Genomic DNA, 14,718 nt, shown 5'->3' with positions numbered 1-14,718 from the left:
ACTAGAATGAAAAGGGCTTTTCTATTTGCTGCATCAGTAAAAGTTTAACTGGCTAGTTTATGTTGTTTCTTTAGCTTCCACAGTTCCAGTTCTTTCATAACTGAATCAGCCAGGTGAGCTAACATTGACTTGTCGGCCGCATTAAAATCCCGGGGCTCCTTATCGACAATACAAACAGAACCCAGATTGTAACCATCTGCTGTTTTTAAAGGGGCAGCGGCGTAAAACCTCAACCCAAAGCTGCCAGCAACTAAAGGGTTGGCTAGCAAACATGGTTCTTTTAAGGCATCCGGAATAATGGTTAAGTCGTCATTCAGAATAGACAAAGAACATAAACTTACGCCCCGGTCTACTTCGTTTACCCCTTCCATGCCTACATTGGCCTTAAACCAAACTCTTTCGGCATCCACAAACGACACCAAGGCAATAGGAACTTTAAAGATATGGGCTGCTAAAGAAGCTATGTGTTTGAAAGAACCTTCCGAATGGCTATCCAGAATCTCGTATTCGTGTAATTTCTTTACTCTTAATTTATCGTTGTAGGGAATTATAGGTATCCCAAATGTATTAACCATGCGCTCCAATCTCCAACTGCTAAGTGTTTTTTACTATCTACTAAGGGTTTATACCGTTAGAATAGGTGAATATACTTACTGCAAAGGCATTAGTTTCCTATATAGTGAAATCTATTTAAAATAAAGTTTTTAACATATTTTTTCTATATACCCTTGTAAGGATATGTTTTTTGACAAGGGGGAAATTTTGGAAGTATTTTATTATAGGCTTTCTTGCTTCACCAGCAATAGGAACCTGGATTGTGTTAGGGGGTTGGGCATGTGATGATACCATTAAACCAGTAGAAGCTAATTATTAACAAATGTTAAAGCCCTTCGGGACTTTTTAAATTTTAATGGCTGCAACATTTGTAAACGTATCAGGTCTTCCGGTTAAACTAGCTTAAATGTTACTTGTGAAAGGCTGGTAGCAGAATTTCAAAGTTATTATAGACTCATTACCTTTGAAGTGGCAACTTTATAAATGCGAAAAAATGTCATCATTTTGGTTACCCCTAAAAAGACGAATACCTTGCAAGTTATTCACTTACAAGGTATTGCTTTATTATTCGGTAGCGGGAACAGCTACAAAACCTGAAACAAACAGCAAGTAAAAGAAACAAAAAACTAGCTTTAAAGGTGTTTTAAGGCTATAATTAATTTTTTGATTTCTTTCTTTTTCTCCTATTATCTCTTTTTTTGTTACTCGTTTGTTACTCGTTATATTAATTCTGTTATCTTTGGTAAGCAAAGGAAACCAAAAGATAATAGGTAAAATAATGGGAGTTGAACTAAGAAAAAAAAAGTTAGCGAGTGGCAAAGAGTCTCTTTACTTGGATATTTACCACAATGGTAAAAGGGACTATGAGTTCTTAAAGCTCTATTTAATTAAAGCCAGCACTCCTATTGACCGGCAACATAATAAAGAAACCCTCAAAATGGCTGAGAGCTTGAGAGCCAAAAGAGAAATTTATATTAATTCTTTGGAACATGGCTTTGAGCCTGAGTATAAAAAAAAGGTAAACTTCATTACCTATTTTGAAAACTTTCTAAGCAACTATAAAAATAAGGATATTAGAATTGTAAGATATTGCTGCAAGTATTTCAAGGAATTTGCCGGTAAAGAATATCTTTATCCTAATGAAGTAACAGAGCAATTTTGCCTAGACTTTAAAACTTACCTAGAGGAGCATCTTAATGGAGAAACACCTCATAATTACTTTGCTAAATTTAAGAAGCTATTAAAACAGGCAACAAGAGAAAAGGTAATTTCTATTAACCCAGCCTTAGATATTCAGAACAAAAAGACTGACGGTATAAAGAAGGATATTCTAAGTACTGCTGAAATACAAGCTCTAGCAAGCGCCTACTGCGGCAATCCAGAAGTAAAGCGGGCTTTCCTCTTTGCTTGCTGTACTGGCCTAAGATATTGTGATGTAGAAGCTCTTAAATGGAGTAACATTATTAATGGGACTTTGAAAGTAATGCAATCCAAAACAGGCAGGCCAGTATTAATAAATCTAAATAACTCCTCTATAAAGCTATTAGGAGAGCAAGGTAAGCCCGAGACTAAAGTATTTACCTTGCCCTCACATACAGGTATATTAAAGAGCTTGAAAGCCTGGGCAAAGCAAGCTGGTATTGATAAAAATATAACTTTCCATGTTGCCCGCCATTCCTTTGCTACTAACTTGATAATATATGAGACAGATATTAGTACTGTATCTAGTTTATTGGGCCATACTAGCTTTAAGCATACTCAAAAGTATGTTAGGGCAGTAGAAGCATTAAAGCAACAGGCCGTAAGCAGGTTACCAGAGATCGATTTTTAATATTTAAGAAATAGATACTTATTTAAATGGATCTGATGGTAAAAGAATTAGCAGTAAAAACATACAAGTATATCTTTGAAGAAGGCTTACATTTTATAGGAAATAATGATGAAGAAATTTTCTTAATGATAAAGAGCAGAATGGCTTTGCTTAATTCTGATTTAGAGCGAGTCATTTTTATTGAGGAGCTAAAAGAACTATTTGAAAAGGATAAACTTAGAAAAGCAAAGGAACAGTATAATAAGTATGGTGAAGTTTTAATGAACGATTATAGCAGAATTAAAGCTCTATATTTAAGTTTAGATTCTATTGGCATTAAAAAGAAAAAAGACAATAGTTATACATTAAATTGGTTAGGAACCGACAAGTACTTAGAAAAGCTTCATTCATTATTGATTAACTACTATATAGATGGAAGTGCTACCGTAGACACTTTAAAGAATGTTTTTTCAAAAAATATTACTACCTCAACTAGTCCTATAATATGGCTGAAAAGTAACCGTTTACTAGTGGTCTTTTTTGAAGAACTACTAAGGCAGAATTTAATAACAAATTTTAAATATCCTTCAATAATTGAGAAATTTCTGCTCTTTTCCACTAGCAAAGGAAAAGTTATCAAAGGCGGGGATTTAACTACACCAAAAAATTTAATGAGTATTGAAGGAATGCCCAAGGGAACAGAAGAATTAAAGAGGCTCATAAATTCTATAAAACATTGAGATTTTTATAAGTCTCAATCTCTCTCAATTACAATTATTTCCTTTCTTAGCTTTCTTTGCTCTGTAATTACATAACAGGGCTTGCAAGTCCATTCTATTTACTTTTAAAATGTAAAATAATGGACAAAATTCTTATTACAGTTGAAGAGCGGTTAGCAAGGATTGAGAATCTATTGCTTTCTCAAAAAATGGTATTCACATTTGATGAAGTGGCAGCCTATACGGGCTTATCAAAAAGTTTTCTTTATAAACTCACTTCTAAAAGTGATATTCCATTTTATAGGCCAAATGGCAAACAACTTTATTTTAATAAACAGGAAATAGATTCATGGCTTCTAAGGAACAGAGTTAGGACAAATGAGGAAATAGAGCAAGAGGCATCAACGTTAATTACCCTCAGAAGGGGCAAACGTTATAGTAAGGTCATATAATTGACATATTTTGTCAAAATATTATGGTAGATACTATAAGTATAATCAAAAGGAGTGTAATTACTCATTTTGATGATTCCCATTTAAAAAGGAAAAGACCGGTATTCGATGATGAAACAGGAGAAATAATAGGGATAAGAGGTTATTTAGAACCTAATTTAATAATAAGCTATACAAATAGATGCTTAAGAATAACAGGAAGTCTCTCAAAGTTTTATTTCGGAGATAATTTAAAAGTATTAAACCATGAACAATTTATGATGGTTATTAAAAATATTGAAAATAGCTTAGAAGTAAATTTATATGATGCAATTATACAGAGGCTTGATTTTGCTGGAAATCTTTCAGTTCCTATTAAGGTAAAAAGAATTTTCAAGCTAATAGGAGATTGTAAATACTTTAATCGATTTATAGAGAAAAATACCCTCTATTTTAATAGCGGTGTAAGAAAGAAAATCTTTTATGATAAAGGATTAGAATCAAAGATGAATCTGCATAAAGGAAAGTTTTTAATGAGATTTGAAGTACGATGGAATTATAGATTCCTAAAATCTTGGTCAATTAAAAATTTTGGAGAGGAAAATCTCCAAGTTGAAAAACTATTTAACCCTGTTGTATTTAATAAATTAGTCCTGCTTTGGGGAAAGGAATACTATGATATTCATAAAATAAACTATTCCATTCTAGATTTTAGTAAAATTTCAAAATTCAAGGATATTGAAAACCAATTCATATTATTAGGTATAGAGAGTGCAGGTGGATTAACCAAAATCATTGAAACAATAAAACTTTCTAATAATATAAATCCTTTATTTTCACCGTCAGAACTAAGTAGGTATTTTAGAAAGCTATGGGGGATGAATAAACTTGAACAAATAACAATTCATAATAAATTAATTAGCCAATTAGATGAGGAGATAAGCATTGTAGTAAGAAGTAATTTAACACGGATATATGAAGGCTAAAGTAAAATTATCAAATGCTGAAAAGATAAAGAGGGCGAAACAAATTTGCTTGTTATACTCGTCTGGCGAATTTACTATAAAATCAAGTTGTGAAGCTGTGGGAGTTGATTATTCAACATTTCAACATTGGGCGCAACCACACCTGACTGAAGAAGATTTAGTTCTAGGTAAGTTTAGAAGAGGGTTTGTTCTCGATGTTCATCTATTGTACAAGAGATCACTAATTGAAAACAATATAAATTATAAGTTGCTTCTTAAAAACTCTGCAAGGCAAAGTTTATTAGACAGAATAACTGGAACAGAATATGAAGAAGTTCAAAAGGAAGAAAATTTAAATGAAATGGGTAAAATTATTCCTGTGAAAATAAGGAGGATTACAAAGCGTTCTTTGCCTGATGTATCTGCAATAATATTCGCACTTAAGAGCTTAGATAAAGAAAATTTTCAAGATAAGATGACTCACAGCATTAATGGGCATATAAGTATTTATACAGGCTTTGAACATTTAACATTGTCAGAATTAGAAGATAAAAAAAGAGAGCTTCAAGACCAACTCAATAGTGATAATGATTGTTAAATGTTAGGCTGTTAGAATTAGTCTCAATTAATAATATTTAAATCAGATTAAAGTAACTTTAATCTGATTTAAATATTATTTTTATTGTCTTTAAATGTCTGTTATTGTAGACCTATTTAGATTAGAATAAATAATATTTTTATAAATAAGGACAGAAATATAAATTAGAGTTATAAAAATGCAACACTTGAACAGCTTATTTCAGTTCTCCCAGAACGTCAGCAATTAATCACTTGACTCTCGCAAAAAGACTTCATCTAACATTCCCACCGTTGAGAACTTATAGATAAAATTGCCTACTTGTAATTCATTAGGATATAATTCAATAAACCTTCCTTTATTTATAAATTTGAATTCGTCTATAGAAGTATTCTTTCGATTGTAATGAGCGGCTAAAAGATTATAAAAGTTATATGTTCCATTTGGCTTTGAGTGCATTGGTATATGTATGTTTTTCATAGCGTTTGGGATATTTCGAATAGCTTGGCACTGAATATTTACCTCTTCCATTGCATCGAGTTCATTGTCATGATGATTGGTTGCCTCAGACACCATTATTGAATATAGCTTTTCATTTAAATTTTTAAGCCACTTAGCTTCTGTGCTATTCCATTCTGAAGATGAAAACCCAATAAGTAAATTGTTTTCAAAACTTAAGTAAAGCTTAAGACTAGGAGCTAAGAACAATGTAGGACTTTCTTTAATTAATTCAGTAACTGAACTTAAGTAGTCAAAAGTTAAATTGTTTTCTTCTATTCCTGTATTAAGGATTTCCTCAATAGCGTGACTAGAATACTCATACTCCCAATCAATTCTTTTGAGCTCATTATTTAAGCTGGTTAATGAGAGTGCGGTTATGTCCTTCCTTAAACTAGCAAAAACAACCTGTTTAGTAAATATCTTTACCCCAATACAATCAAGTGTTTTTGAGTTAAATGTAAATATTGTCTTAATTTGCGATAAACCAAATCCCAAATCTTTAACAACAGCATTAATTGAACCATTGCCAGGCAATTCTTCAAACTCAACTAAGCTATTCCCTATTAATTTATAAACTCCGGTCTTTCTCAAGGAAGAGTTATGCTTAAATGGGTTTCTCATAATTATAAGAAGGTCTTTAAATCTAATAAAATTACCTAGATAAAAGTGATTTTCTGACTTAATACAAACAGTTAAAAATTCATGTTTTATATGCTAAAACAAGGTTATACCTTCACCTTGTACTTTTATTGTTTTTACTCGATTTAATAGCTGTGTATACAAAAAGTAACTGCAAAAGGATATTTAAAATATAGTTCCAAAGCCAATTACCAGCTATTTTAGGAATTAGACCAAACATGAATGAAAGCCACCAAGCTAATCCTGCTGTGATTACACTAACAATAAAGAATACTATTACTCTTTTTACCAACCCACCAATATCTGGTGAAAACAATGAAACAAATGCTACTAGTATTCCAAATAAAATAAACAAAACTGTAGAAGTCACTACATGCCATATAGCACTTCTTGGCAACTCTCTGACAATGGTTTGATTTTTTTCTGGGTTATCCTGATTCTGTACTATTTTAATCTTTACTTGATTCCAATTTACAGCCTTCAACCAGTCAGTACTTTTATCTATTATACTTTTTCTGGTTATTGCTTTGTCTCTAACGCTTTCAAGCTCTAATCTTGTTTTTGACGAAAGGGAGTCTGCTTTTAACAACTCAGTAGCCTCCTTAGCTACTTCAAGACCCTTATGGGTGCTATAATAGTTCGTAAAACCAGTAATGTCGTTCGCTATTAATAATAAGACAAAGATTATAAAACCCCATATGTATTTAGCTGAAGTTTTGTTTTCCTTATTAACAAAGAAATCAATGAAGCTTTTTATTAGATCCACCATGAGGTATTACTGTTCTTATGAGAAGGAAGGGGCTATTCCCATATGAAATGCAAATCCCCGCATTTGCGGGGATTTGCATTTTATTTTTTGTCTGAGTCAGAAAATGGTTCGACGTCAGAGATATATTTTGCTGTTCTAAAGGCCATTTTATACACTTCTAAGCCAAAGGCAACCCCTCGATTTTTGAGCTTTGTATACCACTTTTCAATTTTAAGCTTTGAGTTTGCCTTAGTATTTGGATTATGTTCTTCACTTAAATTATTATCAGAATTTAGATCTGCATCAATCTTACTATTCTCTAAATTCAGAATTTGATCAGATTCATCAAACACTCGATTCTCAAACTCTTTAAATTCAGGGTTAAGGTCTTCAGCCCTTTGAGACTGTGAAAGGTTAAGCGTAAGGTTATCCTGTTGAAAAACTTCACCTAAAGCTTTTAATAGTTCTGGACTATCTTTTGCATCTCTAGGGTCAAGTATAATGTGAATCTTCCTCATAACTAATTTTCAATAAGCTCAAAATGAGGCTCCGTTACACGAATGTCATTAACTTTAAGACCACTACCCCCTAAACCTCTATAAGTACTGTTTGCAAGCAAAATCCCTTCCTTGATAAGTTTAATAGCTTCTTCGTCCGATAAATAATCAGGTATTTCAAACTCTAAATGCACACTCGACTGCTCCAAGATATTTTCCTCTTCATTAGACGTTAATTGAGATGCGTTTTCCTCTTTCGATGATGAATCAGTTATTATGTTTTCGGAAGGTGAAACCTCTTCTTTTGGTTCATTTTTAATAGTAGAAATCTCTTCTTCCTGAGAATTATTCCTATAGAATTCAAGAGCTTTATCCTTAAGTACATCATATGTTATATTAAATCCTTTAAGAATTTTAGTTGTAGCCGCATCTTCGTCCCTAAGAATAGCCAAGAGTAAATGAAGAGTATCTATTTGCCTAATAGGTAATTTAATTTCACTATTAATCAACTTCTCCTCTAAGTAGGTTATTTTAAGAGCTTTTTCTGTTTGCTTAGTCAGAGGAATAGAACCGTGTAAATCTTGTGGATTCATTTCTCTTGGCAGAGAAGTTTCCAAGTCTTTCACAATTAATTGAATAGGCACATTAAGACCTGTCAATACTTTTATTGCGGAATTTTCACCTTGTTGGATAATCCCAAGAACTAAATGCTCTGGACTTATAAAATTATTTCCAATACGGATGGCTTCCAGCCTACTTAAAGAAATTACATCTTTTACGGCACCTGAGAATTTTGCTTCCATATATTTATTGAAAAGTACTTTGATATAACTAACCCGCACTTGCGGGATTATTGGTTTTGTAATATCCTAGAACAAAGCAGTAGAGAACTCTTGTTTCTTCTTTCTAGGCAAAGAATATCAGAAATCTTGTAGCTATATATTAAAGATGCTAATATACTCACATTTCCCATTATAAAAGAATGAATTCCTTCTTCTGCTTTTCGTTAACAATGATTAAAACTACACTTGGTTGTTAACATTTATGAGGTAACAATTATCGAGCCTCAAAGAATCCATATTTTTAGATTTTGTTACTCTATTGTTACCCAAAAACAATAAACCCTTGTAATAACTTAATTTACAAGGGTTTATATAATGTGTTTGGTAGCGGGAACAGGACTCGAACCTGTGACCTTTGGGTTATGAGCCCAACGAGCTACCAACTGCTCCATCCCGCACTGTTTGGTAATACAAAAGTAGGAAAGTATTTTAAATAAACAAAACCTGGTGCTAAAAATATTCTGATTAAAAGCTAAGTGCTTTAGCTTTAGCAGCTTTAATTTTTTAATTTATTTCGGGCGTAGTTTAAACCAGCCTAAAAACGACTAACAATACCGAAATGAATTTTAGAATAATTCAGGCTGATGGGTTGCTTTAGTTCCTGGGAACGGCCCACCGAATAAATAAACTGGAAAATACCGGCGCCGGTACTAAAGCTGATGCCCCCGCCCAGGCCATAAGGATATTGCTGGGTTCTGTTCTGACTTATATCGCGGCGGTAGTAGCCCTGGTCGTAGCAGAGCAGTAAATACGAGTCGGGGGCGGTATAGAAGCGGTACTCCAGGGTGCCTACCCCGTAGGTAGAGGCGTAAAACGAAAAATCGGTAAAGCCCCGGATAGAAGTAAGGCCGCCTAGCCGGAACAAATCGTTCAGGTAGAGTTGCTTGTTGATGAGGGTTTCGCCCTGGAGCCGGGTGAGGAGCACGCTGCTTTTACCTAGTTTAAAGTAATATTCGCAGCGCCAGGCGCCGGTAAGCTGGGTGGTGCGGAGCGCAATGGTATCGTAGTAGCTGGCCTCGAAGGCATTGTTGCGCAATATATTTTTGTTGCCTACGGCCAGTTGTACTTCGGTGCGGTAGCCCCGGCGCGGAAAATAAATATCGTCGAGGGTGTTACGCTGGTAGCTGATGCCGTAAGCGTGGTATTTTACATCGGCCAGTTGCAGGGTGTCGCGGAGGGTGCGCACCCCGGCCGGCGAGAGCAACAGCCGCGAACTGCGGATTTGGGTAAAAAAGCTAACGCGGCTGCCGTGCAGGGTATAATACGAAAGTTCCAGGCGCGGCCGCAGGGTCAGAAACGTGGAATCCTGCTTGTACAAGTTAAAATTGCCGCTGAGTTCCAGCGGCGAACCCAACAAATTGGGGTGCACGTAACTCGCATCTAGTAACTGGGAACCCCGCTCTACTTTGCGCCAGTGCAAACCCAGTTGTTTGCCGGTGCCCCGCATGTTCCGGATATTGAGGGTAACTTCGCCGTTGATTAAAAATTTGCGGGTCTGGCTGTTGGGGTCGGGCAAAAAGCCCACAATGCCATCGAGCTGGTTCGCTTTTTTATCATTCAGGAACAAGACTAAACTTGCCTTGTTTTCGGAGAAGTGCACCTGCGGGGGGCGCGTTATTTCCAGGTAAGGCAATTGCCGCAGTAGTTGTTGCACCCGCACTACTTTTTGCTGGTTGTACACCTGCCCGGGGTAGAGCTGTAAATATTTCGACAAAAACCGTTTGGTGGTGCGGGTATCTCCTTCGAGTTGCAGCGTATCGAAAACCATTAAGCGGCCTTTGTCCAATACCACCGTGGCGGCTATCTGGTTGCCCTGGATTTCCAGCGAATCTAAATAAATACGGGCAAACGGATAACCGTTGGTTTCGGCCAGGGTAAGCACCTGTTCCTGTAACCGGGTCCATTCTTTCGGCAGGAAAGGAACGTTCTGGTACAGTTTTTCTTTGTAGCCGGCGCGGCTGAGCAAATCGTCGCCGAGGTTGCCGTTGCGCAGCCGGGCCCACCGGTAGCGGTCGCCCACAAAATATTGCACGTATAAGGTGTCGCGCCGGAAATAAAAGCTATCGGCCGAGGCCGTTAAATAAGCATCGTTTTGTAACTGCAGCGTCAGGGCTTTTAGCTCCTGCAGCGCGCCCAGAGAATCGGAAACAGATTTTTTGTAATTATATTTTTGTAGTACGTTCTGGTCGGTTGGTGTGGTTTTTAGTACCAGGTGCACCGGCCGGGCAGGTATTGGTTTGGATGCTGGTTTAGATGGCGTTTGGGCCCAACTGGCGGTACCCAAAACCAGGAAAAATATGCATCCCCCAATAAACCTAACCCAATGCATGCGTTTCAATATTTGTTATAGGCTGTTTTTACCACCCCTACCCCTCCTAAAACAGGAGGGGAGTTCGCCATATGTTTGCAAAATGTAAGTGGTACGGTTAATTTGTTCTAATACCAACAGCAATAGCTTTTATCAGAATTAATATTTAAAAAGATGAACAGAACCCGGACCGGTATTTGTTTCTACCTTTGTATTGTTTACCGGCAACAGTCCGGAACGAAGTTACTACAAATATTACTAATCTTTTTAATAACAGCGCGTAAGCAGAGCCGTGGCCGGTATTTATATTCATATTCCTTTTTGCAAGCAGGCTTGCCATTACTGCGATTTTCATTTCAGTACTTCGCTGCGGCATAAAAGCAGCGTGGTGAATGCTATTTGCCAGGAAATTGCTTTGCAACAGCATTATTTTGGTAACCAAATAATTAACACCGTTTACCTGGGCGGCGGTACGCCTTCTTTGCTCAGCTCCGAAGAATTAACCCAACTATCCGAGGCGCTGCACCGCTCCTTTAATATTACCCCCGATGCCGAAATTACGCTGGAAGCTAACCCGGATGATTTAACGAAACCGAAGCTGCAGGAACTGGCGGCCTCGCCGGTAAACCGCTTGAGCATTGGAATTCAGTCGTTTCACGAGGAACATTTGCGGCGCATGAACCGGGCGCACAACGCCACCGAAGCCTATAACGCGGTGCTATACGCGCAGGACGCCGGCTTTACGAATATTACCACCGACCTGATTTACGGCATTCCGGCGCCGTCGCACGAGTTGTGGCGGGCCGATTTAGCTAAATTATTCTCGTTGCAGGTGCAGCATGTATCGTGTTATGCGCTTACTATTGAGGAAAAAACGGCGCTGGGTCGGTGGACCAAAAAAGGCAGCTTTAAGCCCAGCGAAGATGAATTTGTAGCCGAGCAGTTCGAAATATTGGTAGCCCAGATGCAGGCCCACGGTTTTACGCAGTACGAAATATCTAATTTTTGCCGGCCCGGCTACGAATCGAAGCACAACAGCAATTACTGGCGGGGCGTGCATTATTTGGGTTTAGGCCCGAGTGCCCACTCGTTTAACGGTTACTCCCGGCAATACAATGTGGCCAACAATGCTAAATATCTGGCGGCCCTGGCGCAAAACGAACTGGCCTTTGAACGCGAAGCATTAACCTTAACAGACCAGGCCAACGAATATTTGCTCACCAGCCTGCGCACGAGCTGGGGCTGCGATTTAAACCACCTCCGGACTTTGGGCGTGGATTTACCAACGCAGCAAAAAGAGTATTTAAACGAATTGCTCCGGAAGGAATATATCCGGATTCAGGATGAGGTACTGTACCTGACAAATAAAGGCAAGTTACTCGCCGACCAGATTACGCTGGATTTATTTCTGGAGCCGCAGGCGCAATCGTAAAAAGTTTGATCGTACCTTTGTTCCGATCGCGCCAGTCTTTGACTGGTGTCTAAAAATGAAAGGAAGCCGCTGACTTCTGGCTGTCCAAAACTTTCTTTTATTTCTGGGCACCAGTTGCACTTTATTCGTACCAGTCACCTTCGTTAAACCGGCACCACTTAGGCGCTTCCCTTGCTGCTGGCGCCAGCTAAGAAAATAAAACCGACCCTGGCCAGTCCCCCTTTAGAGGGGGTAGGGGGAGGATTAACAGCATCTTACATCCGGTTGTCCAAAACTTACTTTTATTACTAGGCGCCCGTTACACTTCTCTAAACGGACATCAGCGGGGTAAGTAGGTAAAAGGCAGGTTTTAACTGGTTTCCTAATTAAATACCCGCTTCAGCTTCTCCCAAAAACCGTATTCGCAGGGTTTGTTATCCGACGCCACGTAGTAAGATTTGTAGCCTTTTGCTTTCGGGTCGGTGCAGCCTTTCAGGTTTAATATTTCGACGTTTCGGAAATCGATGGCGTGGCTTTCGGCCTGCAGCGCAATATAACCTTCTTTTAAGGGCATGCCGTTTTTACTCAGCCATTCATCGGTGTAGGCATCTTTTTTGCCCTGGGCCCACCCAATTTCGCCAATCTGGGGTTTCTGGTAAGTCAGCACCGTGTCGCCTTCAATTATGTGTTTGATGACCGAATCGCCGAGTACCACAATTTCGGCTTTTACCCAGCCGTCGCCGTGGTAGGTACGGGAGTTGGAGTTAATGCAGTGGTTGGGGTTGAGTTTGCCGTTCATGTGCACAATGGTACCGGGGGTGCACAGGTTGCCGGTATTGCGCTCGCCGCTGCCCAGGCCACCCAGCAATTGTATTTCCAGCGATACCGGGAATTCCTGCCCCAGGGTTAAACTTTCAGCCGATTGCGAATGAAACATAATGCCGCTGTTGCGTACGTTCCAGGTAGCGCCGCCGGGCGTTTGGTTGCCGGTAAAACGGTATTCGAAACGCAGAATGTAGTGGGAGTAGGGCTGTTTGTAATACATGTGCCCGTATTTGTTGTCGAAGTTCTGGTATTCGTCGTAGCTTACCCGCACCATGCCGTTTTCGTACCGGAAGGTATTTTTGTAGTTGTCGTTGAGCTTATGGCCGGCAATTTTTATATCCCAGCCCGATAAGTCTTTGCCATTAAACAACGGTTTCCATTCCTGCTGATCGGCTTTGCGTTGGGCCGAAACGGTGGTAATGGTAAATAATAGCAGGGCTAGGGCAGTGTAAATATTGGTCTTGTAATTTTGGCGCATGGCAGATACGGTGGTGCTTGGATTGCAAGTATAGAGAAATATTTAGTTTTATCTGCGGGTAGAGGCGGAAAGTTCTGCTTTGGCTTTTTGCCTCGTATTTTATTTGGTTAGGCCTGGCACCGGTAGCCGTAAAAGAGGGGGTAAGTTTTAAAAGTCTAAGGTAAGCTGGTAATGGGGTGGTAAATCGTGGGCGTAAAGCAGGTTAGAAACCGAGATGCCGAGCAGCCGCACGGGGTATTGCGGCAGTTGCGGGGTGCGGAGTAAATCGCGGGCCACGGTATAAATGGCATCGGCGGCGTTTAGGTGGCCCACCAGGGTTTTGCTGCGGGTTTGCTGCACAAAATCGAAATATTTAAGTTTAAGCGTAACGGTTTTGGCGGTGGTTTGCAGGCGGCTCAGGTCGTGGGCAACTTCCTGGGCCAGAAACTGCAGGCGCTCCAGCATATCTTCTTCGGCAATTAAATCTTCTTCAAAGGTGCGCTCCGAACCCACCGATTTCCGGATGCGGTGGGGCTGTACCAGCCGCTCGTCTTCGGCGCGGGCAATGCGGAAATAATAATGACCTACTTTGCCAAACTGCCGCACCAGCTCAGCTTCGGATCGTTGGCGCAAATCGGCGCCGGTGGCAATGCCCATGCGCTGCATTTTAGCGGCCGTTACTTTACCAATTCCGTGAAATTTCTCGATGGCCAGGCCCGCCACTAAATCCGCGGCTTTATCGGGCGTGATGAGGGTAAAGCCGTTGGGCTTGTTTAAATCGGAAGCAATCTTGGCCAGAAATTTATTAAACGAAACGCCCGCCGAGGCGGTGAGATTGGTTTCGGCCTGAATGCGGGCTTTTATTTCCTTCGCAATGATACTGGCTGAAGGCATGCCAATTTTATTTTCGGTTACGTCCAGGTACGCTTCGTCTAATGAAAGCGGCTCTACCAAATCGGTGTATTGGTGAAATATTTCCCGGATTTGCCTTGATACCGCGCTGTAAACCTCAAAACGGGGCTTTACGAATATTAAACTGGGGCATTTTTGCTGGGCAATTTTAGAAGCCATGGCCGAGAACACGCCAAACTTACGGGCTTCGTAACTGGCGGCTGCTACCACACCCCGCGCCCGCGAGCCTCCTACCGCCACTGGCTTGCCCCGCAGTTCCGGGTGGTCGCGCTGCTCCACCGACGCATAAAAAGCGTCCATGTCGATGTGAATAATTTTGCGGATGGGCGGGTTCAAAACAGCGGTAACACGTGGTTAATTTCAGGTGCAAAAGTAAGTATATAATTACGCGGTTACCTTTAAATAAGTAAGCTCACCAATTGGTTTATACCTATAAAAATATTTTCAAAGTGCTCTCCGGTTTCAGAAGGCGTAAGGGTGGTAAATTTCTAAATTAAATATTTGTATAAATATTTTTGTCG

14 protein-coding genes and 1 tRNA gene are annotated in these 14,718 nt (G+C 39.4%); 6 read left to right on the top strand and 9 right to left on the bottom strand.

Translation table 11 applies throughout. The features are described from left to right. Positions 1-44: 44 nt before the first annotated feature. Positions 45-575, bottom strand: a complete 531-nt coding sequence (locus AAE02nite_RS21570) for a GAF domain-containing protein (RefSeq protein WP_146903027.1) — start codon at positions 573-575, stop codon at positions 45-47. 758 nt (positions 576-1,333) lie between these two features. Between AAE02nite_RS21570 and AAE02nite_RS21565 the strand changes: the two genes are divergently transcribed. The 5 genes from AAE02nite_RS21565 to AAE02nite_RS21545 all read left to right on the top strand — a co-directional run bounded on the left by AAE02nite_RS21565 (position 1,334) and on the right by AAE02nite_RS21545 (position 5,078). Further along, on the top strand, positions 1,334-2,386 hold the full coding sequence (locus tag AAE02nite_RS21565) for a site-specific integrase (RefSeq protein WP_146903024.1): 1,053 nt from the start codon (positions 1,334-1,336) through the stop codon (positions 2,384-2,386). Positions 2,387-2,421: 35 nt separating this feature from the next. After that, a complete protein-coding gene (locus AAE02nite_RS21560) occupies positions 2,422-3,105 on the top strand; it encodes a hypothetical protein (protein WP_146903021.1) in 684 nt (227 codons plus the stop codon). A 119-nt stretch (positions 3,106-3,224) separates the two neighbouring features. Continuing rightward, on the top strand, positions 3,225-3,536 hold the full coding sequence (locus AAE02nite_RS21555) for a helix-turn-helix domain-containing protein (protein WP_218033538.1): 312 nt from the start codon (positions 3,225-3,227) through the stop codon (positions 3,534-3,536). Between the two features lie 23 nt (positions 3,537-3,559). Continuing rightward, positions 3,560-4,501 carry a phage/plasmid replication domain-containing protein gene (locus AAE02nite_RS21550; RefSeq protein WP_146903018.1) on the top strand — a complete coding sequence of 314 codons (942 nt, stop codon included), beginning with the start codon at positions 3,560-3,562 and terminating at the stop codon, positions 4,499-4,501. Beyond that, entirely contained in the window at positions 4,491-5,078 is a 588-nt protein-coding gene (locus tag AAE02nite_RS21545) for a hypothetical protein (protein ID WP_146903015.1), read from the top strand. The genes AAE02nite_RS21550 and AAE02nite_RS21545 overlap by 11 nt, the downstream gene beginning before the upstream one ends. A 225-nt stretch (positions 5,079-5,303) precedes the next feature. Here the strand turns inward: AAE02nite_RS21545 and AAE02nite_RS21540 are convergent, their stop codons facing one another. From AAE02nite_RS21540 to AAE02nite_RS21515, 6 genes are all read right to left on the bottom strand, one after another. After that, positions 5,304-6,179 carry a hypothetical protein gene (locus AAE02nite_RS21540; RefSeq protein WP_146903012.1) on the bottom strand — a complete coding sequence of 292 codons (876 nt, stop codon included), beginning with the start codon at positions 6,177-6,179 and terminating at the stop codon, positions 5,304-5,306. Positions 6,180-6,291: 112 nt separating this feature from the next. Then, the gene (locus AAE02nite_RS21535; protein ID WP_146903009.1) at positions 6,292-6,966 is read right to left on the bottom strand and encodes a hypothetical protein; all 675 of its coding nucleotides are present in this window, start codon (positions 6,964-6,966) and stop codon (positions 6,292-6,294) included. Between the two features lie 80 nt (positions 6,967-7,046). Then, positions 7,047-7,463, bottom strand: coding sequence for a hypothetical protein (locus AAE02nite_RS21530; RefSeq protein ID WP_146903006.1), 417 nt, complete (start codon positions 7,461-7,463; stop codon positions 7,047-7,049). Between the two features lie 2 nt (positions 7,464-7,465). Then, entirely contained in the window at positions 7,466-8,245 is a 780-nt protein-coding gene (locus AAE02nite_RS21525; protein ID WP_146903002.1) for a Clp protease N-terminal domain-containing protein, read from the bottom strand. 361 nt (positions 8,246-8,606) lie between these two features. Continuing rightward, positions 8,607-8,682, bottom strand: a tRNA-Met gene (locus AAE02nite_RS21520). A 137-nt stretch (positions 8,683-8,819) separates the two neighbouring features. Continuing rightward, on the bottom strand, positions 8,820-10,613 hold the full coding sequence (locus AAE02nite_RS21515) for a BamA/TamA family outer membrane protein (protein WP_146902999.1): 1,794 nt from the start codon (positions 10,611-10,613) through the stop codon (positions 8,820-8,822). Between the two features lie 271 nt (positions 10,614-10,884). On the opposite strand from AAE02nite_RS21515, the gene hemW reads away from it, so the two are divergent. Beyond that, on the top strand, positions 10,885-12,024 hold the full coding sequence (gene hemW, locus AAE02nite_RS21510) for a radical SAM family heme chaperone HemW (RefSeq protein ID WP_146902996.1): 1,140 nt from the start codon (positions 10,885-10,887) through the stop codon (positions 12,022-12,024). A gap of 361 nt (positions 12,025-12,385) precedes the next feature. Here hemW and AAE02nite_RS21505 read toward each other — a convergent pair whose 3' ends face one another. Both AAE02nite_RS21505 and dinB read right to left on the bottom strand, forming a co-directional pair. Next, positions 12,386-13,306 (bottom strand): 3-keto-disaccharide hydrolase, encoded by a 921-nt coding sequence (locus tag AAE02nite_RS21505; protein WP_146902993.1) that lies wholly within the window; start codon positions 13,304-13,306, stop codon positions 12,386-12,388. A 147-nt stretch (positions 13,307-13,453) separates the two neighbouring features. Next, the gene (dinB, locus tag AAE02nite_RS21500; RefSeq protein WP_262713474.1) at positions 13,454-14,533 is read right to left on the bottom strand and encodes a DNA polymerase IV; all 1,080 of its coding nucleotides are present in this window, start codon (positions 14,531-14,533) and stop codon (positions 13,454-13,456) included. Positions 14,534-14,718 lie beyond the last annotated feature (185 nt).

Source organism: Adhaeribacter aerolatus (genome assembly GCF_007991635.1).
In the GTDB taxonomy this organism is placed as follows: Bacteria; Bacteroidota; Bacteroidia; order Cytophagales; family Hymenobacteraceae; genus Adhaeribacter; species Adhaeribacter aerolatus.
The sequence above is the reverse complement of the archived record's forward strand: the minus strand, read 5'-3'. Positions and strand labels throughout refer to the sequence as shown.

Excerpts from the sequence above, each read along its gene's own strand:
- AAE02nite_RS21545 (WP_146903015.1), top strand. The coding sequence starts at position 4,491 with ATGAAGGCTAAAGTAAAATTATCAAATGCTGAAAAGATAAAGAGGGCG.
- AAE02nite_RS21540 (WP_146903012.1), bottom strand. The coding sequence starts at position 6,179 with ATGAGAAACCCATTTAAGCATAACTCTTCCTTGAGAAAGACCGGAGTT.
- AAE02nite_RS21560 (WP_146903021.1), top strand. The coding sequence starts at position 2,422 with ATGGTAAAAGAATTAGCAGTAAAAACATACAAGTATATCTTTGAAGAA.
- AAE02nite_RS21515 (WP_146902999.1), bottom strand. The coding sequence starts at position 10,613 with ATGCATTGGGTTAGGTTTATTGGGGGATGCATATTTTTCCTGGTTTTG.
- AAE02nite_RS21565 (WP_146903024.1), top strand. The coding sequence starts at position 1,334 with ATGGGAGTTGAACTAAGAAAAAAAAAGTTAGCGAGTGGCAAAGAGTCT.
- AAE02nite_RS21505 (WP_146902993.1), bottom strand. The coding sequence starts at position 13,306 with ATGCGCCAAAATTACAAGACCAATATTTACACTGCCCTAGCCCTGCTA.
- AAE02nite_RS21555 (WP_218033538.1), top strand. The coding sequence starts at position 3,225 with ATGGACAAAATTCTTATTACAGTTGAAGAGCGGTTAGCAAGGATTGAG.
- AAE02nite_RS21535 (WP_146903009.1), bottom strand. The coding sequence starts at position 6,966 with ATGGTGGATCTAATAAAAAGCTTCATTGATTTCTTTGTTAATAAGGAA.
- AAE02nite_RS21550 (WP_146903018.1), top strand. The coding sequence starts at position 3,560 with ATGGTAGATACTATAAGTATAATCAAAAGGAGTGTAATTACTCATTTT.
- AAE02nite_RS21525 (WP_146903002.1), bottom strand. The coding sequence starts at position 8,245 with ATGGAAGCAAAATTCTCAGGTGCCGTAAAAGATGTAATTTCTTTAAGT.
- AAE02nite_RS21570 (WP_146903027.1), bottom strand. The coding sequence starts at position 575 with ATGGTTAATACATTTGGGATACCTATAATTCCCTACAACGATAAATTA.
- AAE02nite_RS21530 (WP_146903006.1), bottom strand. The coding sequence starts at position 7,463 with ATGAGGAAGATTCACATTATACTTGACCCTAGAGATGCAAAAGATAGT.